Origin of the sequence: Chitinophaga filiformis, from assembly GCF_900102545.1 — a bacterium.
Classification (GTDB): Bacteria; Bacteroidota; Bacteroidia; order Chitinophagales; family Chitinophagaceae; genus Chitinophaga; species Chitinophaga filiformis.
In genome coordinates this window covers 1,292,171-1,313,100 of record NZ_FNBN01000003.1, presented here as the reverse complement: position 1 = coordinate 1,313,100, position 20,930 = coordinate 1,292,171, and the positions used below count along the sequence as shown (strand labels likewise).

Below are 20,930 nucleotides of genomic sequence, written 5' to 3'. Positions count from 1 at the left end.
ACGGCTTGGGCAGGGCACATTGTCAAAATATTAAAAGTTATTTAATTATGAATAAAACTTTCTATCCGATTTCATCTAATTCAAATGCCTGTACTCATTGGATGTGATGTCTGTCTTTTGTTTGAGTAATCCTGTGAAATGCTGATGGTATTTAAAACCCTAATGCTGTGGCAATATCAAATGTGTCAAACTGACAAAAAAAATCCCCGGAGGGCATGCAATATTCAGAATATTTTCTTAGATTAGAATGGACAAATAGCCAATGAATGCCAGTGTGAACCCGAAGACTATCCTGAAATTTGTTCCGTCACTCCATTTGTAAATTAGTATTCCATGTTAAGAAAAGTCGTTATGGAGACGATACGCCTCTCATTCATTCTATTATTCGTGTATACAGCTGCGAGTAAATTCATTGACTATGAAAATTTCCGGGCCGTTATAGGTCAATCTCCTCTTATTACACGCTTCGCGCCAGTACTGGCAGTCGTGGTTCCCATAGCCGAAATAGTGATCGCTTTGCTGCTTGTTATGCCTCGTTACCGGCGTGCCGGGCTCTATGCATCTTTCGCCATCATGACACTTTTTACCGTCTACATTGTAGTGCTGCTCACTTTATCTGAAAAAATTCCCTGCTCCTGCGGAGGCGTTATCTCCCAAATGAGCTGGACACAGCATCTCTATTTTAATATTGTTTTTATGCTCCTTGCACTGCTGGGCATGTGGCTTTATACAAAGCAACCGGATGAGCATCCGTCTTCGTCTGAACTGATCCACGTTTAACTGAACCAACAATGATGCAACAACCCTTTCGATTTGCCGCACTCTGTGTGGTGGTTTGTATTGCTCTCGTGCTGATCCTGTATGCGTTTGCAGATAAGCCTAATGACAGGAAGAACGGCTTTAGCCGTAAGGTACTGCCGGCGGCAACATTGACAGGTTCGCTGGAGTTAAAGTATCCCGCCTATTATATTGCGGGGCATACCGATGAACATATTTACCTGGGCAACTATTCTGCTTCGCAGCATTTGTTTGTAGCAGATCAGCACTTAAAGGATACACAGTCTTTAACGTTGAAACTCACACCAGGTGAACGTTATGCCTGGAAGCTGGCAAGGATAATGGTAGATTCTCCCGCGATATATATGGCAGAGGGAAGCACGCCTACGCTCTACAGGGGAAGACTGGATGATCTGCGTATGAGCCGGTTCCTGCAGCAAAGCTGCTTCTTTAACATGCTGCAAAATGTCTCTGCAACTTCCTTCATATCACGCAGTATTCATCAGGATTCCCTGGGCAACAGCCGCAACATACTGACAAAGATAAAAACAGATTCTCCTTATGTAACCCTGGGAAAGGATATCATCAAAAAGCAGGTGGATGGTATCTTCTGTACAGACGGCACATTGGACTATGATAAACAGACGGGTAAGCTGGTCTATGTATACCACTACCGGAATGAGTTTGTCGCACTGGATACCAACCTGCACACACTCTATACAGGTCATACCCTGGACACCAATACCATGGCTAAAATACAGGTGGCGAGGCTATCTTCCGGCGGCAGTAAGTTCTCCGCGCCGCCTGCTTATGTAAACAGCCGGGCAAAGGTGGCAGACAACAGGATCTATATACTTTCTACCCTGGTGGCGGACAATGAGCCGTGGCAGGCCAGACGGGATACCGAGATCATCGACGTGTATTCGCTGGATAATGGTGCATACATCTATACACTCCACATTCCGCTTCAGGGGAAAGAACGTATTACTGACTTCATTGTAAAAGGAGATCAGCTGCTGGCTTTGTGTGATCATACATTGAATGCATACACTATCGCAGGACAATAACATTATTTCTATTGCAATAGACAGGCGGAGCCGAACACCTGTAGAAAATAGTAGGCATGTATCTGAATTCAAAGTTTTACTGTATGAATTTTAAAAAAATCGGATTATCAGTAACTGTATTTGCGCTTGCCATTGCAGGTGCATTCGCTACCAATGGCGGCAGGTCACCAGGAAGCGGGTACACGAATCTGCAACAGGTGCCCAGCCAGGGTTCACCATGTGTGTACCGGGGTTACTGTGCGGGTGGATTCACCACCTGCTATGTACTGATCGGAGGGCAGCCAGTACAGCTTTTAAACCTGGAGTCTAACGGAACATGCAGCAGCTTTGTACTTTCTCAGCCCTGACAGAAATGATATTGTGAAGTTGCCGGCCCGGGAAAGGTAATCTTTCCGGGCCTTTTCCGGTTACTGCATACATCAAACCTTATGGGGCAGGGACAAACGTGGACAATAAAAGAACCGAATGCCAAACCTTAAATTTTTTACGACCAAAATCATATACATGCAACACATTCAAACGAATAAGTTATTCTGGGCAAGCTGCCTCGCATTGTTAGTAACATCACTATCCTTCGGTATCCGCGCCGGAATGATGAACCAGTTAGGAACAGATTTCCACCTTAGCGCCACTCAGCTGGCCAGCATTACGGCTACCGCTTTCTGGGGTTTTCCACTGGCCATGGTCATCGGCGGTGTTGTAGTCGACATCATCGGCATGAAACGCCTGCTGGTCGCCGCTTTTCTTTTTCACCTGACCGGCATTGCACTCACCATTTTCGCGCAGGGCTACTGGACGCTGTTTTTCTCCACACTGCTGATCGGTATTGCCAATGGTACTGTAGAAGCAGCCTGTAATCCGCTGGTGGCCACACTTTACCCTAAGGAAAAAACGACCAGGCTGAATTATTTCCATCTTTGGTTTCCGGGAGGTATCGTGATCGGTACCCTGATAGTTACCTTGTTCGTCAAGCTACACCTGGGCTGGCAATTGCAGGTGGCTACGATGTTGATTCCTACCCTGATCTATGGCTATCTTTTTTCACGGCTTGATTTTCCGCTTACTGAAAGGGTTTCATCTGGTTATTCCGAGGCTGACATGTACAGGGCTGTACTTTCGCCACTGTTCATCTTCATGTTCGTTTGTATGTTAATGACTGCGATCACGGAACTTTTCACTGGTCAGTGGATAGGCCTGCTGCTGAAAAACGTGACAGATAATGCACTGCTGCTGCTGACACTAACGACTGGTATTATGGTTGTTGGCCGGGCCTTCGCCAAGCCAATCGTTAAAAAGCTGGCACCACAAGGGGTGCTCCTGTTTTCCGCCGTTTTCGCTGCAGCAGGACTTTATATGCTGAGCACATTTACAGGAAGCTCCGTGTTTTTCGCCGCCCTGGTCTTCGGTATCGGTGTATGTTACTTCTGGCCAACCATGATCGGTTTTGTTGCCGAGAATATCCCGCAGTCCGGTGCACTGGGGCTTAACCTGCTGGGCGGTGCCGGAATGTTCGCTGTATCCATATACACAATGTTCATGGGAGGATTTTATGATGGTTTGATTATCAAACATCTTCCTGCAGGCGCCCGCCTGGGTACTTATACGGCCGCAGCTGAGGGCACCCCTGAAGCTGCCGCGTTGAACGAAGCGAAGAACCTTGCAGGTCCTGAGGTGTTACAGGTTACATTAGTGCTGCCTGTTATCCTCATTGTCGCCTTTACCTGCCTGGTAGTTTACATGAGATCCAGAAAATCCAGGGAGATCGCAGCTACCCAGACCCAGACTATCTGACCAGACTGATTGATTACACATTAGAAAAGCCATTAAACGTAGTTATTGCTATGTTTAATGGCTTTTTTAACCCGGCCAATTGTATGTTCAATGTTTTCGATACTTATTTATGCGCTATCATTTTTTCAATAGCGCCCAACACTTCTGTTTCGTACCGTTCCTGTTCTTCTTTGCCTCTTTTCGTACTTAAAAAATAATCGCTGATACTGTATCCTTTGCCATACCTGTCTTTCTTGTTCGACAACACATAATGTAGTTCGCAGTTTTCGGTTTCCAGCAAAATATACACCTCTTCCAGAGACATCAGCTTTCTCGTATAGATGCCCGGTACTTTCTGGTATACCTGTCTGTTAGTTTGATCAAAAATATAGGTCAGGTTCATTTTGAATAAAAAATCGTACACGGCATAGGCTGCGCAAATAACGCCTATGATCTGTATAGTGCATATGATGTCGTAACTGATGGAAAGGAACAATGGCAGTGTAAAAGCTATTACGGCTATTAGTAAACAGCAAATTATCTTTTGCCTGTATCGCCTGTTGGGCTGGAAGCTCAGCTTACCTTCTATTTGTTGCAGGTTATAATTTATCATGACAAATGTACTATTGTTCTACGCCAATAATTTGTGCTGCTTCATCAATCACCTTTTGCAATGGCTTTGTAACAAACATGACTTGATGCAGCATCAGGGTTCGCTTTTTTCCGTTTTTATTTATAATAATACTTGCTGTTGAATTAATAGTTAACAAGCCTAAGTACGATTGTTTATTTACGAGAAAATGATCAAAATCGTCGAAACTGAAAACCCGTGCCGGGAGAAAGAACATCGATTGTGCAGTAATGGTGCGGGCTACAGTATCGAATCTGGACGTAGCCGTTGTGCGTAGCAAAATGATAAGCCCCAGTAGCCCTATCATACCGGCAAGAAGTTTAACGTTCCGGCTTTCGCCATAAATAAATGAAAGTAAGGCAATAGCAAGTATTAACAACGCTAAGGTATAATATAATGCTTTTGGAGGTGTTTTAATGTACACATTGCCTTCTTTAGTAAAGTATTTGAATGATTGCATAGCTAAAAAGACGGTTTTTCCTGATACTTGAATTGATTATTATTTTAAACAAGGTTAATTACAAATTTGCAGCTAAAACTCAACTTCTGCCAAACATTCATACCCTACAATGCGTCTACCTGCGTTTCAATAGCGTCTACAATATGTCTACATGGACTAAATTTGCCCCAACATCACTATTCGCAGCCGACTGCATGTCTGTTACAGGCCTGTCTGCTTATCTTTTCACTGATAATCTGTCACCCTTTTACAATAACCCTTTTGTTAACTTTAAACTATCCCCCATGAACAAACATTTATACCTGGCTATTATTGCCTGGCTTATTGGTTTGAGCACTACACAGGCACAAAATGCGGATCAACAGTACTACAACACCTTCGCATTGCAATTCCATTACAAAGCAACAAGTTTCGTCGTAGACACCCCGTTTGTATCTACTGCACCACAAGCCTTTCTGTTATGGAGTGCCAATGTGTATCAGGATTCCACGAAAAGTTCTTTATCACTCGATCAGTTTGATGCCAATGGCAACTTTCTCTCCGAGCATGTGGTACCACAACCCGGTAAGCTGTTACCTTCCCTGCTGCCCAAGAAAATCCTTCGCATGAAAAGCGGTAAAGGTTACTATCTCCTGGGCTACGTGATCCAGTCTCTTAACCTGATCAATGGCATCCCTGTGTACTCCACACCTGTAGTCATCCGTCTGGATCAGCTACTGAACCCTGTCTGGGTACAGAAGCTGCACTTCTCTGCGGTCAGCACTGCCAATGCCAATGCGCTCATTGAATACAATGATCTTATCGAAGCTGTTAACGGTGACGTGATCATTGCAGGGCGCTACAGTCCCGCACCAGCTGGTCAGCAGATCAATGTACTGGCAACCCGCCTCACCAGTGCCGGCGCCATCGTATGGAACTACCAATACTCCACCAGCTTCACCTGTAACGCCAATGCCCTGGCTCTGACAGAAGCCACCGACAACAACATTATCCTGACAGGTTATGTAGAGCTGTGTACCAGCGGCTTTAGTGGCCCACGTCAGGTACTCTTCCTCCGTCTCCAGTCTACCGGTATTCCTGTTACAGGCTTCGCTTACCTTGGCGCCACCACTGAATCTGCCGGCACCAAGATCGTGAAACGTACCAACATTGCCGGCAACGACGCCTTCTTCATCTCCGGCTTCACCGATGTTACGGCTGCCACTGGCGCACCTAACAGACAGGTACTGGTAATGGATGTAAGAGAAAGCGGCGCCATCGTAGGCTCTTTCCATATTGGCGATGGCGGCACAGAAGAATCCAACGACCTCGTTATCCGCAACCTCGGCAACGAAAGCTACTATCTGTATCTCACAGGCTTTACCACCAGCTATTACACAGCCGTGAGTAAAGAGGTATTCTACCTGCAACTGCGCTACCAACCCGGTTCCCTGGGTCTCGTGGAGTTCAGCACCTTCCCGCAAACGGCCCACTACACGGAAAGGTATGGCCTCGAAATAAAAGCTGCCGGCAAAGAAAAGTTCGCGATACTGGCCAACGCCAATTACATCATCAGTAGCGCCAGCAACACCAGTACGTTTACCAACGTACTTCTCCGCGATCGCACCACCACCAACCAGCAGTGTATCAAATTACACCAGCCACCGGTAAGCGTTATTAACTTCAGTCCTAAACAACTCTCTGTATCACCGATAGCACTCTCTTTCAAACCTTATGCAGAGAAATATATCCTGTACCAGAAAGTATTTCCAAAACTGCTCTGTGGTCAGTTCAACATCAACGCATACGATGCTCTCAACAGCGGTATAATAGAACAACGGACAGCCGCACCAACTCTGACAACCGACAAAATGGTGCCATCAACTAAACTGGAGACCGTGAGTATCTATCCTAACCCGGCCAGCAACTATGTCTTTATCCAATACGGCAAACCTATCACTTCTAAAGTAGTGGTGAAAGTGTTTGGTGCAGATATGCGCTTGCTGAAAACGATGGAAATCATTGACAACAACAGAAAAATGTTGTCACTCGATGGCTTGCCATCCGGCATGTATTTCGTACAGGTAGGCGATAATAGCAAAAACGAAACCTTTAAGATATTGAAAAACTAAAGATCACCTGATCATAGTAAAATGACGAAGACTCAAAAGTAAAATCGGGCGTTGAGAGTTGTCTAAATGACTATCTGGCCCCATCAGGTATACGAACGAAAACAGGGTGTATCATTCTTTTGATACGCCCTGTTTTTTTATCTTGTAAAATCCTAGTAGTCTTTCTTCTGCCAATTTTAGCGGGCGTGCTTTGTTTTTGATTAACTTTAGTACTATACTACTGACAGTTTAAAGGGTTGATTAAATTAGTCCAACTGTCAAATGAACGCACTTCTTTCACCTAAAGTTAACTGATCATGAAGCTTAAACTAATGCTCGCGTTTCTCCTTTTAACTAATTGTGCTATTGCATTTAGTCAGGAAAAGCAATCCGGAAAATCTAAAAAACAGGACATTACTGCGACTGAAAAAGGATTAATTAAGATATCCATCATGTATCCTTATGCCGAAGGCAAGACCTTCAATATGGAACACTATGAGACTAAGCACATGCCCATGGTAGCGGGTTTTCTAGGATCAAATCTGGTTAAATATACTATTGAAAAAGGGCTCTCCAGTGGTATTCCTAACCAACCTTTACCTTATATGGCTATCGGTACATTCTATGTAAAAAGCTTAAGTGAATATCAGGCATCTATTGCTCCGAATCGAGATGCGATTCGTGCAGATTTTGTGAACTATACTAATGCGAGTCCTATCATTCTGGTGAGTGAAGTCGTAAAATAAATAGCACTTTTATAAAAATAGTTTCCGGGAGCCTAGCCACGGTTCCCGTTTTGTTTTCTGCTAAAAGTTGCGTATAATTATCCTGATGATATACCTCGATAACACACTGCAAGAGCGGCTTACTGAGTTTTACCAAAAATCACGGCGACTGACTATACTCACCGGCGCCGGTTTATCAGCAGACAGTGGAATTCCTACGTTTCGCGGCAAAGAAGGGTTCTGGACAATTGGTTCAGTAAATTATATGCCCGAAGAAATGGGGACCTACGAAATGTTTCTCGACAAACCGCTGGAAGTTTGGAAATGGTTCCTATATCGATTCAACATTTGTATAAAAGCCCTTCCTAATAAAGGACATTTTGCCATCAAAGAACTTGAGGATACTTTTACCGACAGATTCAGATTAATTACTCAAAACGTAGATGGATTGCACTTCAAAGCGCAATCGTCAAGAGAAAGAACATTTCTAATTCATGGTACGCTGGAAAAGGCCCGTTGTGGTAGTGAATGCAGCAGTGAGCTTTATCCTTATCCACAAATCCCTCTTGAAAAAGGACAGGAATTAACTTCCGAACAAACCGAATTATTAAAGTGTCCGAAATGTGGGAATTATTTAAGACCGCATGTGCTTTGGTTTGACGAAAGATATAATGAGAAACATTATAAATTAGACAGTTCATTACGGGTAGCAAAAGAAACAGGTCTATTATTGATCGTAGGAACATCTGGTGCTACAACGTTACCACGGAGGATCGTGGAGAGTGTACTAAGCAAACAGGGGATAATCATAGATATAAATCCTAACGAAAATTATTTTTCTGAACTTGCTCAGAAGAAAAAGAACGGCTACTGGCTAAAGGGAAATAGCAGCGATATACTTCCTGAATTTGTTGATTTTTTTAAAGGTCTTTAAAGCTTCGCTTTTTATTTTTGTCGCTATTTTATTTTCTCCAATAGTATATTGGGATGAGTCCTGCCTCATCCCTCGATATCTTAATTTTATAACCGTCCCATTGGTACCTCTCCCCTTTTCATCGCCTCTACTTGCTCCGGTTTGAAAGCTGGCTCATACAGTTGTTCATCGAACTGATAACAACGGAAAAGTTCCGTAATAAAATGCATACGATCGGTGAGGTCAGCCCAATCCTCCGCCCCGCTTTCTTTTAAGCTTTCAGGAGTTGTATCAATTTTTGCCATTAATTCAACCAGGTCTTTATACGAAAGGCAGCTTAACACCTTTGGGTAGGTACGCTGCAGATCTTTGGATAATAGCAGGCTCTCATGTGGCAGGTTTAGTGTCATCAGATAGGCGGTGATCTGCTTCCTTACCAGGTGCTGCAACTCCATTATCAGTCTATCAATAGCAGCTTCCAGGCGGGATGTCTTTCCGGTAGCTTTCAGATAGAGAAAACGTACCTGAGAAAGCCAGCTTCCGGGAGGGAATAAGAAGTCAATGACCTCTTTGCGAAAAATGTCTTTTCCTGTAAAAGCAGCGTTAAGGGATTCCAGAATTTCAGGCTGTAATCTGGTTTGCTCATGGAATCCGATCTGAAGGTTAGCCAGCAGCAATCTTTCCAGGCGCAGTTGTTCATCGCGTTCAAAAAAAGCCATATAGTAATTTGTGAAAGCTCTTTTTAAATATTGCTGCCCGTCAGGCGGATCGCCGTCAAGCATTTCCCGGCAAAACAATTCACAACGTTGTAGATCAGGTTCTGTATTGTCGAAACATTCAGCAATAAACCGGGCAAATTGAAAACCTATTTCTTCAAATACCTTTTTATTTCCCTTTGCAACCGCTTCGCCTATCCGATCAACTACGCTGGTGAACAGACTATTCTTTACCAGGGCGTGGAGCCTGACGCTAATGGAGGAGCCAATACCCATTTCCGAAGCAATTGCAATAAGTGCCTGAAATTCCTTCAACAGCTTAATGTCCACCCGTGCCTCGAGTGTCCGTTGAAGATCCTCTTTCCGGATACTCTGCCCGGCCTGCCTGGACGCCCACGTAGCGAAGGTACACCAATTCGCCACCGCCCCTGTACGGGACATGATAATCTCCGAGAGCTCGTAATAAGATTGTGTGATCAGTACATTGCGTAGTACAGGATTATTAATCAGGGCTATCCTACGGATATCTGCCATACTTGGGGAGTGCATAACTTGCCTTTTATGGAGCAAAAGTAATAAATGAACTTATTATTTTACTTCAGCTTCATTAATACAAAGCTCCTCAACCAGCAGGAAGCCATTCCTAAACAGTGAATACGGTTTTATGTAAGCAGCAACTCCTTTACCGTCTGACACCCCGGTAAGTTTTCCGCTACTACGATCACTTTACCGCCTGCAGGCAACGCAGTTGCTTTGTAATACCAATCTACTCTGTTGCGGCCTAGCACTGCCTGACCGCTTTCTATGAGAACACCCTCAGCGTCTACTACCTTAACTTCCACTTCTGCTACCCGGAACTCATTTTTGGCAGTCACTACAACCTCCTCATTTTCTAACCTGATGTTCTGGATCTCCGGACTGCGGTAAGCATCCTTCACCGCCATATTGTAGGCATTCTGTCCCGGCCCGGCCATCGACTGATAGTAGGCCTTTATCTCCGGATCGGCCATCATAACCTGAGCACGCGCCGAAGCAATGGTCATCTTATGCCTTGCTTCCAACTGTTTTTGTGTAGGCTTTTTCCTGGAAGGGCCGCGCTTCACCGCCATAATGATCTGCCCATTCCGTTCGTAGATGATGTAATGTTTGCCGAGAGTACCCCGTACAAGCTGCATGAGAATATTGTCTTTAACAATGGCCATAAAATGGTTTTGAGGTTATAAATACAAAAGCTTGCTGTCTTAGTGCCACTAATATACAAATAGTTATACAACTGGCCATCACAATAGTATTTAGAGGTCACTTCAATATCCAATTGATATACAAGTACCCTTTAAATACCCTATTAATATCATTCTGCTAACCTAATGGAAAGCCGAGTTCAAGCCGATGGTAAGCTAACAGTAAGCCGATAGTAAGCTATCCGAACGCTGCGGAGAGGTTATCTATCCCCCTATAGGTTTATCGTTTTGATGTGCTTGCTAGTTCAGAATCAAAGCATTCGGGTAAGGAATACAATGCGAGGGACAGGATATAAATTTCCTGGTTAGAGTGACCGCAGCTCAGACTAAAGGATATGCTTACAGTTTTGGAATCATCAATAACGCAGGTCCTATATCTGGAAGAGTTTCGATTAGCTGAAAATCAGAAAGGTCAGAGAAAAGTTCTCCGACCTTGTATTTTCTTCATCCTGAATGCCAGGTGTAAGTCCACTGAACGGGTATAAATACATTAACCCATCTGATTTATGCCACTCTCCAGTATTATGCATTAGCTAATTCAACTGGGAAATCGGCATTACTCCTATTACGGATTTATAGTTACTGTATAAGTCACAGTTGCCTGCACTCCCGCAATAGTTGTGCAATATCTGGCAACTCCAAAAGGTGAAGTGCTCCATCGCGTAATTGTGGTGGCAATAGCGCCTCTTGTATAAGTGCAAAATAAGCTTCCATTGAATCCTTTTTCTGCTTTAAATGCAATCGTACCACCGATCACTGCCAGAAGTCCGATTGCAGACAACAATACTTTAGCTTTGTTCATAATTTTTTTTGCTTTTTTAGTTAAAAGCTAACTTAACAGGTGAATATTTCTGCTCAATAAATGATGATACACAGAACAGCAGGTTTTATTCTATGCGTCTTTAAAGTCACGTTTCTACCAATCGAACAAAATTGTTCTTAGTTGTATGACGCAACTATTTTGTCACGTTGAACCACTGCAAGGGCTTTTTTGGCTTGCCTTCTGATTAGTAGTTCAACAAATAGCAAATTGGGTAACCATCCCATCCAGGCAACTATTGTATACACTACAATTGGATCGTAGTGCAGGTAATTCATTGTAATCACGTTGATGACTCTCAGCGTTATTGCAGAAAGAGTTAACGCATAGCTGCGCATCATAAAGTGCTTGTGAAGAAGTACATTATTGTTCTTTATTGCTACTACGCCTTTGTAGGTATACCAAAACCACAGGCAGTCCAATACGACGAATCCCAGCTTGGCTATCCAGGGGCCAATTGCTGTGACAGACAACACCATACCTGTTGGAAAATTGATTAAGAATAATTCCCACGCGTAGAATCTCCCTATTATACGATGCAGTTTTGGATAGGTGCTTAACAAAGCATTTGAGAATTGCGTCAGCCCTGCCGCGAGTAATAAAAAGGCCGAAAAAACATGTATATAAAAACAAACACGCCAAATAAGGTTTGGGTAATATTGTTGTTTCAATTTTAGAAAACCGGTATCTGATTTGAATGACAGATAGGGCAAAACAAATTCGATTACAAATAATGTAACTACTATTGCTAATAGCACGTAGAGCAGAGAAACCACTATATCTCTAAGTGAAGCTTTCATAATAGACTTTTAAGTGGTATAACTTCAAGAGTAGAAATCACATTCTTTCATCACATCCTCACGAACTGCCGCATCTGAATTCACCCGGCATGATGGCAAGTTAATGCGAAGGTCATGTCTAACAAATATAGTGACCTCATCACGATTTGAGCTTAGTAGATCAGGTAAATAATTATTAGCTTAGAATTATTATCAGGAAAGATGCTGTTTGTCCAAAATCGCTGAACTATCATCGCGATACCTTGAACCCAGAAAAATCTATTCCGCTAGACCAATAGTTTGATAACTTATTCGTTCTTTTTATTGCAGATGCAGGCATATGTTGACATCTCAAAAAAATGGAACCTCCATTATTAAATGTAATGCCCTGGAAGCTGACCCGAATATCAGAATTGACACCCTAGTCCCTTATAAATAGCTTATCTCATGAAGTACTGTATACATAATTGTAGAAACTGTCGAGCCATAAAAAAAACCGGATTAGTGATCTCTACGCTATTACAGATACTTTCAGTCTGTAATACTTACGCGCAACAAACCATCTCTCCAACATACAAAGATGGTATACAATTTAAACAGACATTAGATACATCCTGCCTGTATTCATGGGAAAACATAATAGAAGACAATGGCATCTTTACAGATAATGGGCTTTTTGTTGCTTACGCTACCGCAAAGTCAAATATTCCATTTTTTATACCATGCAGAACGATTTTTAAATCTGCCAATAAGAATTGGAAATTCGAAATTGATAATACGGAAGGGAATCCGTCTTTCACTGCAAATAGCCAATTCGGCATCTACAAAAAGTCTGATACTTTATATCTAATTCGTCTGGGAACTGAAACGACGCTATTTTTACCAGACGTTGGCAATTATAGGTTGATTGTTAATAGCAAGAAGAATGAGCAATACTTACTATTAAATAAAAAGAGCAGACCTAACGTGCTTTTAGTAACCAGTCTAAACGCAAAACCAATTATACAGTATGATAAAGTGAAGGAATACCATTTGCCAGATGGTGGTGATGTCATATTTATTGTTTTTGAAGATGCAGGTAATTATCAGATTAAAAGAATTGATCTTTCATCTGGCTCAGAAAGAAAAATCTGGTCGGGAAATTTCGCTCCGTCGAATTTGGTTACGTATAAAAAAGGAAGTCAAATAGCCTTTAAAGTAGATTCATCAATATTATTCTTTGAGAATGGAATAGGGCAGACTGAAGCCACCGAGATCACGCCCCAAAATTGGCCGGAGTTCAGGAACCTTATTTTAGATGTACCACAATTTTTTAGTGAAAGTGGTAATCTCCTTTTCATCTCAATCAAGCCATCTATTCCTCACAAACAGAAAACGCACATTAAACCAGTAATGCTCTACAGCTATGCCGATGGTGAGTTCAATTTAAGTACAAGACCAGAAGAGCCTTATTACTTAGGGATATTCGATATAAAGAATAATAAATTAACCCGCATTGAGAACGAGTTCGAAAAGTATGGAGGCATCTCACTGGACGAAAGGAAAATCTATATCAATCACATTGAGGGTAGTAGAGAAGAATTTTATTGGAATAAAAAAAGCCGCCGTCACGATTATGTTTTGTCATGGAGAGAAGGCACCAGATTTAATATTGAAAATATTCTTGGTGGAAGAATGTCTCCCTCCGGTAAATATGTAGTCGGTCAGGATAATTATGGAGGAGACTTATATCTATATGATTTAGATTCCGGATGCGTCAGGAATTTAACGATTGACTTACCAATTCCACTACATGATGACGATGAACAATTGCCCATTCTTGCTAAGAGTAGACATTTTTTCGATTACCAATGGTTTGACGAAGAAAAATTTATAGTTACATGGGACAGATATGATATCTGGTTGATTGATGTAAAAGGGAAATATAAACCTTACAATCTAACTAACGGCGTGGGAAGAAAAAATAGAATTGTCTTTAGATTTGCAGAAAGGGACTTGAGCGACCAGCGCAGGAAGAGAATTCTAACTGCTTTTAATGAACTCACAAAGGAAAGTGGCTTTTATGAGTTAGATATCTCCAGGGGAAAAAATAACCTTACATATTTATCAATGGGGAACTATATGTACAGTGGAGCAATGGGATTAGGGCCGTTCATAAAATCGAAGGATGGTAAAAGCTGGCTTTTAAAAAGAGCATGCGCTACAGCCTCTCCTAACTATTTTTTGACAAGTGATTTCAAAAAGTTCTCTCCAATCAGTGATGTATATCCTGAAAAAAAATATTACTGGTATACTACAGAACTGATAGATTTCACGACAAAAGATGGTGTCAAAACGCAAGCCATATTATATAAACCGGAGAATTTTGATTCCACAAAGAAATACCCCGTACTATTTAGTTTCTATGGGAAAGAGACACATCTATTAAACTCATATAAATTCCCAGCATATACTGATAACTATTATTTCAACTATCCAATGATGTTGAGCAAAGGATACATAATTTGCGTACCGGATATTTATTTCAAAATTGGAGAAACAGCACATAGCATCGTAGATGCCCTCGAAGGAGCAGCAGATCACCTGGCACAATTCTCTTACGTGGATAGTTCACGATATGGTGCTGCCGGGGGCAGCTTTGGAGGGTATGGGATTAATTGTTTAGCAGCCTTCAGCCATAAATTTAAAGCACTGGTCACTATTTCGGGCATTTCAGATTTTATCAGCGTTTATGGTAATTACCCTGGTCTCAGAGATGAACAGTTTGAATTCAGACAGGGAAGAATGGGAGTTAGCCTTTCAACTGATCCCGTTAAATATCTGAAAAACTCACCTGTTGCTTTTGCCAAAGATGTCACTACTCCTTTGTTAATAGTAACTAATACTGAAGATTACAATGTCAATGTTCAGCAGAGTTATGAGTTGTTTACATCGTTGCGCAGAGAAGGGAAAACTTGCTGGATGTTAAGATATCAAAATGCTTCAATAGATCACGGGATACATAATCTGGATGATCAAAGAGATCTATATATAAGAATGGCCCAATTTTTTGACTATTATCTGAAAGCCGGACCTCCTCCAAAATGGATGACAAAAGGTATTTTGGCGGATGAGCAGGGAATTCATGCCGGATTTGAATATGATAGTACAGGTGAGTCGCTTCCAGCTGGGTTAAAGCTTGACACTATTCCTACCCCTCCTGTTATCGATGTAAAGACACGATAACGGCGGAATGGAATGGGAAGACCTCCACTCCCGTTGTTGGCTGCATTGAAACCATTTACTGATAATTCCTTATAAAATCTATCGTAACTTGCTACATCAAATAAGGTGATAGCAGCGATGAAGAAACTCACAATTAAATTTAAATTCGACGGCGTTGATACTTCTACAAATGAGATATCGCTGTTCGAAAGGAAATACCATGTTATTTTTCCTGACTATTTGAAAGCGTTTCTGTTGATATATGGCGGAACGAGAGTTGAGGAAAATAAATATCTTACCCAATATACGGTGAGTAATTTTTTACCATTGCTGGAAAACAGGAATGCCTCAATTGAAATGATATTACCTGTAGTGAGGGACGAAGAAGAAGGTGTCGGCCGAAATGATCTTATACCATTTGCAACTGATCCCGGTGGTAGGCCGTTTTATGTTTCAACAGGTGAAAGCGATAAGGGCTGTGTATATTACGATGTTTTCGGCTTAGTTGCAGATACGCCAGTGCGAAAAATTGCAGATACCTTTGAGGAGTTCATTAATAAACTTGAAAAAGAATAATCCCGCCTTAACACCTAAACGAACAAGACCACTCCCTCGCTCGCGAGGTAACTTCGATGGCCTAATATCATGATACTAAAAGGGACACGACAACCGCGGTAAACACCGTCAAATAAAAAACAAAGCTCACATTTACGCGCGAGCTTTGTCCAATTTCAGCGATTCTTACAATACAGCATTTCAACTGGCTATCTTTCCCAGCAAAAGGCTCTTCTCATCGTTTCACTAACCGTGTAAGCCAGATTAGTATGATAGCTCCCACCAGTGCCACGATCAGTGAGCCCAACAGACCGCTTCCAATATGGATTCCAAGCTTGCCGAAAAGCCAGCCACCCAACCAGCCGCCTATCACCCCCACAATAATATCTATAATTATTCCAAACCCTTTACCTTGCATCAGTCTTCCGGCAAGCCAGCCCGCTATGCCGCCGATAATAATAGTCCAAATCATAAAGTGATGTTTACATTTAAGTTTCAATTTACTGCATAATACTGGTATTACATAAATAATTTATATGATTATTAGTAGCCTATTGCAAAAGCGGAGTCGCTGCCCCCTTTGACATAAATCATTCGGTTTATCTTTTAAATATGAACTGATTTTATTATCTTCCTAAGTACATATTTCTTCACCTAAACCCTAATTGCTCATGAAAAAGGAAAACAGAAAAAAATTGACCCTGAACAAAATTAAAATCGCTAAACTAAACAACACCAAGCTAAGTAAAGGGGTAGTAATAAATCCCACTGAAGGGCCTACCTGTGCTGTTTGTGATCCTATGACGATCACAGAAAACGTCATCGTATAGGCGAAGCTGCGTGGACATCGAGGTATTAGCTAAATGGCAGATGGGATCGTCGTTCAAAATGACGATCCCATCGAGTTATAAGAGCGGAGTTTATTAATAACACAAAAACAATATCACAAATTCACAGAAATAGAAACGCTCCAGGTTATTGAACTTAAACTAGGGCAAGAATATATTCGATGGGTGTTTTAATCTCACAAGAAATTCACAATGCAAGACGGCAGCCTACAAGGGTGGGTCTCTGTCGTTTCACAAATAGTTAAAGTGAAGCCCTACCCCGCCAATCTCAGGCATCCCTGGAGCTTTAATTCTTAGCCAGTTGCACCATCATCTTAAGCCAGGAAAATTTCTTAATATTACGCTTCTAACAATTCCTTACCCTTATACGAATGTCAAAATCCACTAAACAATACTCCCCTGCCTTGCAGTTGGTACTTATAACAAGCTTTTATGTGGGGTTTCTAATACTGGGGGCACTCCTATCCTTTATTCTGTGCCCTTTATTTTCAGGTTACAGTTTGACTGACCTGCAAAATGCAGACCTCTCTCTTCCGGCAGTAAGCCTTACCTGGAAAATATTTGCATTTCTGGACCCTGTCAGTATGTACCTGATACCAGCGATACTGTTTGTCCGTATCACATCCCCGCAACCGGTGGAATGGTTAAAGCTCAACAAGTCCATTCAGCTATGGCCTGCTCTATTCATTATACTTATAATGGTGCTCGGGCAACCCATTGCGGGCATTTTATACGACTGGAATTACACCTGGGGGATGGCTCAATCTTCTGTACAAAAAGTAGAAGATACGGCAGCCATTTCAGAAGCCATCACGAAAGCCGATAATTTTGCTTTTTTTCTCATAAATCTGTTAGTATTTGGGTTGGTGCCTGCAATAGCGAGAGAATGTTTTTTCAGGGGCGTACTGCAACAGGTGTTTATAAAGATGATGCCTAAAGCCCCCTGGCTGGCCATTGTTATTACTTCTGTGATTTTCGGTGCATCGTATGTTCAATGGCAGTGGTTTGTGCCCGTAATTTTCGTTGGTATCCAGTTGGGAACAATCTATTACCTCACAGGCAACCTCAAGCTGGCTATTCTGGGTGATTTTATTTTCGGGTCCGTAAACCTGGTGGAATCATACTCCCGCCAGCTCGGATGGACAACGGAAGATCCTCTTCGTCCATCAGCTACGCACTGGTACACAGCATTAATATGCCTGATAGTAACCATTGGTTTAGTGTGGTATTTCAGGAAAAGAATACCTAAACCGGTTGCTGAAATAGCATATCAGGAAGATATAGAGTCAATAGGAAAATAATATTTGATCTGACAGATGAAGTATTAGCTATTGCAACTTATCTCTGATGATCTTTCGCTATCTATGAATTGCAAATTGCGAAGACGATATAAATAAGAGACAATACGGAAATTCCAATGAGAACACATTTCTCCTGTTTAGGCATCCAGACGAATTTCCTTTTTGCTGATCTATTGAACAATTATAACACTTAGTCTTTAGCAGACAGTAATGCGCTTTTCCGAAGGTGATCAATAACCTGTGAAGGACCGCTTGCCGCGTTTTGCTCAATCTTCCCGTCTGGCCGTATGAGCACGTAATGAGGATAACCCTTGATCTGGTAGCTGGTCAACAGCTGCTCCTTGATGTCATTGCCAGCATACAGATTTACACCAGGAGGCTTTAGGGTATTGATGGCGTTTTGCCAGTCGGCACGCTTACTGTCTGCGCACACATTAACCAATACAATGCCATCACCCAGGTTATCAAAGCCCAGTTCCTTCTTTTTTTCCATATCGATGCGGCAGGGTGCGCACCAGGTTGCCCAAATATCCAGGTAGATCCATTTTCCTTTCCATTTTGACAGGGATACCTTGTTTCCCTTTTCGTCTTCAAAGTCAATGGCAGGAATCGTACTATTCTTTTTGAGTGTAGCCACGTCGTTGAGTTCATTGGCTTTTCCCCTTAGCATACCATCTATTAACAGCAGGCTGGATTTGTTGGTGATGGATTGCTTTGCCGCCTGCCACAGCTGTACATATTCATTAAGAGTAGTGGTGTTACCAACGGTTGGTATCATGAAGGACAGCCAAAAGATGTTGTAATTTTCGATAGTACTTGCCGGAAATTTTGCCGCCTGTATTGCCTGTATTACCTTACGGTGGCGAACGGGGTACGTTTCGGCATCATCGTTCGCATATGCCTTAAAAAAGTAAAAGGATAGATACATATAATATTCGGGCCGGAAGTTGAGCTCTGCATGAGCCGGGACTTTGATCACCTCTTTTAAGGCGGGGTCTATCTTTATCAGGTCGGCGTAGCTAACCTGCCTTTTATTTGCCGCAATAATTTTTGCTGTTTGTGCCTGAACGTGATATAACAGCTTTTCACGTTCATAGAACCAGCCGGGCAAGGCTGATTTGTAGGGTTCCAGGAATGCCATTTCGATCGTGTGGAAGCTGTCAATTGCCTTTATGGTTTGCTTTAGATTTAGGCTTTCGGGCAGCATATATGTTCGGGCGCTGGCGCTCGTATAGCCAAGCTGTTGCTTTTTATGCTGGTAGTAGGCATTGGGCTGTGAAAACGCTATGCCTTGTTTACTGAATGTAACGGTGGTTATTTCGCCAGGCTGCAGGCACATGGTAAATGGCATCAGCATATCCACATAGAGCATAGCCATTGCCGGCTTATCGATGTTGAAAGTCATGAGCCCAACGGTGTCTACAGCAAGCGAATCTACCAGCATGGTATTGGCAGGTAGAAAGGGGGTATAAAAAACCTTTACTTTTTTAGGGCCGGTTTTGGATATAAACTGAATCTGTTGCGCTTTAACAGGATTACTGAGAAATGAAATTGGGGCGACAAGGAACAGCGCAGGGATAATATTCCAAAACTTAAATTTTGTCATACTATTTGATTTAACCTCATATTAATCAATTAATTCGGAACAGCAAAAATGATCTGTCGGATTTGGTTAGGCTAAACGTTTCAGGCCTTTCAAGCGGTTAATTTTTCTGCGCTAAGAAAATGACTGGAAAATAAAAGGATTCGTTATCCTTTATAATATGTTGCATATACAAAACGGGAGACTTTATAATCTCCCTGGTAATTTCTTCCGCTTGTAATGAAGAATGGCTGTCAATAGCGACGGTCAGACCGCGTAGCATATCTTTGGTGGCCTGCGAAAGTAAAAGCTTTAATGGAAAAATATGACCTACGAGAAAAATAATCCCGCTTGTACTCACCTTCCCTCTATTCAGTCTGAATAGGACACTAAACCTTTTGGGGCTAACGTTAAACCGACACAATATCTACTATGTTATTCCATTACTAACTTTTCGGATTGAGTCTACCTATCCCTCACTTCTCAGCGCTTCCGGCAACATCAATAAAAACGGCATCGCCTTGCTATAATCCAGAAAATCATATTCAAGTCCTAATGCACGTATATTATCATAATAGGTCTGATGATGCACATAATAGTATTTTTCTGATTGAACGAACCAGGCCTTCTCTCCAAACTTCCTCGCAAGGAACCATTTTTCTAACAATCGTGCACTACGACCATTACCATCATTCCACGGGTGAATTTTTACAAATACAAGGTGGATCATACTTGCAAAGTATAATGCCTCCTCTATAGTGAGATCGTTTTTCAACAGTAGATTAATGTCTACATATAGCTTTTCCATTGCTTCTTCCACTTGAAAAGGCGAAGCAGCGACGTATTCAATACGACCATCTTTAGTGGTCACGTACATATTCTTACTCCTGAATTTACCTTGGTAGCTCTTCGGAAGGATATGCCTGGTTAAAAGAGCATGAGCTTCAGCTAAACGGTTACGGTCCAATGCAGCGGCGCTCGCGAACTGATAAGCCAGATACAAATCATCTATCTTACGTGTATAATCTGGTTGAAATTCGACCCCGAAACGTTTGTGCTTAATATAAGAATCCAGCTCTATTGTCTCCCCTTCAATTTTACTGGAATATACTGAAGCCACAGAAGTATAAAAACTAAACCCATCCGTGGAAATTTCCGCGTCTTTTAATTGAGAAAATCTGCCCGACAATGCATATTCTGTTACATGCATTCTATATTGATCCAATAAGCTGTCTGGTATTATTTGCAGTTTCATACTTTTCAAATAGCAATATAAATATAACAGATAGTGCGTAAAAACAGAAAAGCCGCCTAAATCCTGCGATCTATGCGGCTTAATTTTAATTTCGTGATCCCGCTGGGACTCGAACCCAGGACCCATACATTAAAAGTGTATTGCTCTACCAACTGAGCTACGGAATCATTCCCTTTTTTGTGATTGGGAGTGCAAA

20 protein-coding genes and 1 tRNA gene are annotated in these 20,930 nt (G+C 42.0%); 11 read left to right on the top strand and 10 right to left on the bottom strand.

What is annotated here, in order from left to right:
- The first annotated feature begins 333 nt into the window (after window positions 1-333).
- The 4 genes from BLR32_RS17500 to BLR32_RS17485 all read left to right on the top strand — a co-directional run bounded on the left by BLR32_RS17500 (window position 334) and on the right by BLR32_RS17485 (window position 3,635).
- Window positions 334-780, top strand: a complete 447-nt coding sequence (locus tag BLR32_RS17500; protein ID WP_089834052.1) for a MauE/DoxX family redox-associated membrane protein — start codon at window positions 334-336, stop codon at window positions 778-780.
- Window positions 781-791: 11 nt separating this feature from the next.
- Window positions 792-1,844 carry a hypothetical protein gene (locus BLR32_RS17495; protein ID WP_143011503.1) on the top strand — a complete coding sequence of 351 codons (1,053 nt, stop codon included), beginning with the start codon at window positions 792-794 and terminating at the stop codon, window positions 1,842-1,844.
- An 83-nt stretch (window positions 1,845-1,927) separates the two neighbouring features.
- Complete coding sequence (locus BLR32_RS17490; RefSeq protein ID WP_089834048.1) at window positions 1,928-2,191, top strand: DUF6520 family protein; 264 nt, start codon at window positions 1,928-1,930, stop codon at window positions 2,189-2,191.
- 157 nt (window positions 2,192-2,348) lie between these two features.
- Entirely contained in the window at window positions 2,349-3,635 is a 1,287-nt protein-coding gene (locus tag BLR32_RS17485) for an MFS transporter (RefSeq protein ID WP_089834046.1), read from the top strand.
- A 103-nt stretch (window positions 3,636-3,738) separates the two neighbouring features.
- Here BLR32_RS17485 and BLR32_RS17480 read toward each other — a convergent pair whose 3' ends face one another.
- Both BLR32_RS17480 and BLR32_RS17475 read right to left on the bottom strand, forming a co-directional pair.
- Window positions 3,739-4,227, bottom strand: coding sequence for a hypothetical protein (locus tag BLR32_RS17480; protein ID WP_089834045.1), 489 nt, complete (start codon window positions 4,225-4,227; stop codon window positions 3,739-3,741).
- Window positions 4,228-4,237: 10 nt separating this feature from the next.
- Window positions 4,238-4,705: a hypothetical protein gene (locus tag BLR32_RS17475; protein ID WP_089834043.1), complete on the bottom strand. Its 468-nt coding sequence runs from the start codon at window positions 4,703-4,705 to the stop codon at window positions 4,238-4,240.
- A 284-nt stretch (window positions 4,706-4,989) separates the two neighbouring features.
- On the opposite strand from BLR32_RS17475, the gene BLR32_RS17470 reads away from it, so the two are divergent.
- The 3 genes from BLR32_RS17470 to BLR32_RS17460 all read left to right on the top strand — a co-directional run bounded on the left by BLR32_RS17470 (window position 4,990) and on the right by BLR32_RS17460 (window position 8,454).
- On the top strand, window positions 4,990-6,816 hold the full coding sequence (locus BLR32_RS17470) for a T9SS type A sorting domain-containing protein (protein ID WP_176842323.1): 1,827 nt from the start codon (window positions 4,990-4,992) through the stop codon (window positions 6,814-6,816).
- 296 nt (window positions 6,817-7,112) lie between these two features.
- A complete protein-coding gene (locus BLR32_RS17465) occupies window positions 7,113-7,541 on the top strand; it encodes an EthD family reductase (RefSeq protein WP_089834038.1) in 429 nt (142 codons plus the stop codon).
- Window positions 7,542-7,626: 85 nt separating this feature from the next.
- Window positions 7,627-8,454: an SIR2 family NAD-dependent protein deacylase gene (locus BLR32_RS17460; protein ID WP_089834035.1), complete on the top strand. Its 828-nt coding sequence runs from the start codon at window positions 7,627-7,629 to the stop codon at window positions 8,452-8,454.
- 86 nt (window positions 8,455-8,540) lie between these two features.
- Here the strand turns inward: BLR32_RS17460 and BLR32_RS17455 are convergent, their stop codons facing one another.
- The 4 genes from BLR32_RS17455 to BLR32_RS17440 form a co-directional block, all read right to left on the bottom strand.
- Window positions 8,541-9,698, bottom strand: a complete 1,158-nt coding sequence (locus BLR32_RS17455) for a hypothetical protein (RefSeq protein ID WP_143011502.1) — start codon at window positions 9,696-9,698, stop codon at window positions 8,541-8,543.
- A 113-nt stretch (window positions 9,699-9,811) separates the two neighbouring features.
- The gene (locus BLR32_RS17450) at window positions 9,812-10,351 is read right to left on the bottom strand and encodes a hypothetical protein (protein ID WP_089834031.1); all 540 of its coding nucleotides are present in this window, start codon (window positions 10,349-10,351) and stop codon (window positions 9,812-9,814) included.
- A 604-nt stretch (window positions 10,352-10,955) separates the two neighbouring features.
- Entirely contained in the window at window positions 10,956-11,192 is a 237-nt protein-coding gene (locus BLR32_RS17445) for a hypothetical protein (protein WP_089834029.1), read from the bottom strand.
- 137 nt (window positions 11,193-11,329) lie between these two features.
- Entirely contained in the window at window positions 11,330-12,010 is a 681-nt protein-coding gene (locus tag BLR32_RS17440) for a DUF2306 domain-containing protein (protein ID WP_089834027.1), read from the bottom strand.
- A 483-nt stretch (window positions 12,011-12,493) separates the two neighbouring features.
- Between BLR32_RS17440 and BLR32_RS17435 the strand changes: the two genes are divergently transcribed.
- Both BLR32_RS17435 and BLR32_RS17430 read left to right on the top strand, forming a co-directional pair.
- On the top strand, window positions 12,494-15,214 hold the full coding sequence (locus BLR32_RS17435; protein WP_218124204.1) for an alpha/beta hydrolase family protein: 2,721 nt from the start codon (window positions 12,494-12,496) through the stop codon (window positions 15,212-15,214).
- A 117-nt stretch (window positions 15,215-15,331) separates the two neighbouring features.
- Window positions 15,332-15,769: an SMI1/KNR4 family protein gene (locus tag BLR32_RS17430; RefSeq protein WP_089834023.1), complete on the top strand. Its 438-nt coding sequence runs from the start codon at window positions 15,332-15,334 to the stop codon at window positions 15,767-15,769.
- A 214-nt stretch (window positions 15,770-15,983) separates the two neighbouring features.
- On the opposite strand, the gene BLR32_RS17425 is transcribed toward BLR32_RS17430, so the two are convergent.
- Window positions 15,984-16,220 carry a GlsB/YeaQ/YmgE family stress response membrane protein gene (locus tag BLR32_RS17425; protein WP_089834020.1) on the bottom strand — a complete coding sequence of 79 codons (237 nt, stop codon included), beginning with the start codon at window positions 16,218-16,220 and terminating at the stop codon, window positions 15,984-15,986.
- 199 nt (window positions 16,221-16,419) lie between these two features.
- On the opposite strand from BLR32_RS17425, the gene BLR32_RS34085 reads away from it, so the two are divergent.
- Window positions 16,420-16,578: a hypothetical protein gene (locus tag BLR32_RS34085; protein ID WP_176842322.1), complete on the top strand. Its 159-nt coding sequence runs from the start codon at window positions 16,420-16,422 to the stop codon at window positions 16,576-16,578.
- 518 nt (window positions 16,579-17,096) lie between these two features.
- Window positions 17,097-17,897 carry a CPBP family intramembrane glutamic endopeptidase gene (locus tag BLR32_RS17420; protein WP_176842321.1) on the top strand — a complete coding sequence of 267 codons (801 nt, stop codon included), beginning with the start codon at window positions 17,097-17,099 and terminating at the stop codon, window positions 17,895-17,897.
- Window positions 17,898-18,087: 190 nt separating this feature from the next.
- Here the strand turns inward: BLR32_RS17420 and BLR32_RS17415 are convergent, their stop codons facing one another.
- The 3 genes from BLR32_RS17415 to BLR32_RS17405 all read right to left on the bottom strand — a co-directional run bounded on the left by BLR32_RS17415 (window position 18,088) and on the right by BLR32_RS17405 (window position 20,901).
- Window positions 18,088-19,503, bottom strand: coding sequence for a TlpA family protein disulfide reductase (locus BLR32_RS17415; RefSeq protein WP_089834016.1), 1,416 nt, complete (start codon window positions 19,501-19,503; stop codon window positions 18,088-18,090).
- 445 nt (window positions 19,504-19,948) lie between these two features.
- The gene (locus tag BLR32_RS17410) at window positions 19,949-20,734 is read right to left on the bottom strand and encodes a Fic family protein (RefSeq protein ID WP_089834196.1); all 786 of its coding nucleotides are present in this window, start codon (window positions 20,732-20,734) and stop codon (window positions 19,949-19,951) included.
- 94 nt (window positions 20,735-20,828) lie between these two features.
- Window positions 20,829-20,901 (bottom strand) — tRNA-Lys (locus tag BLR32_RS17405).
- Window positions 20,902-20,930 lie beyond the last annotated feature (29 nt).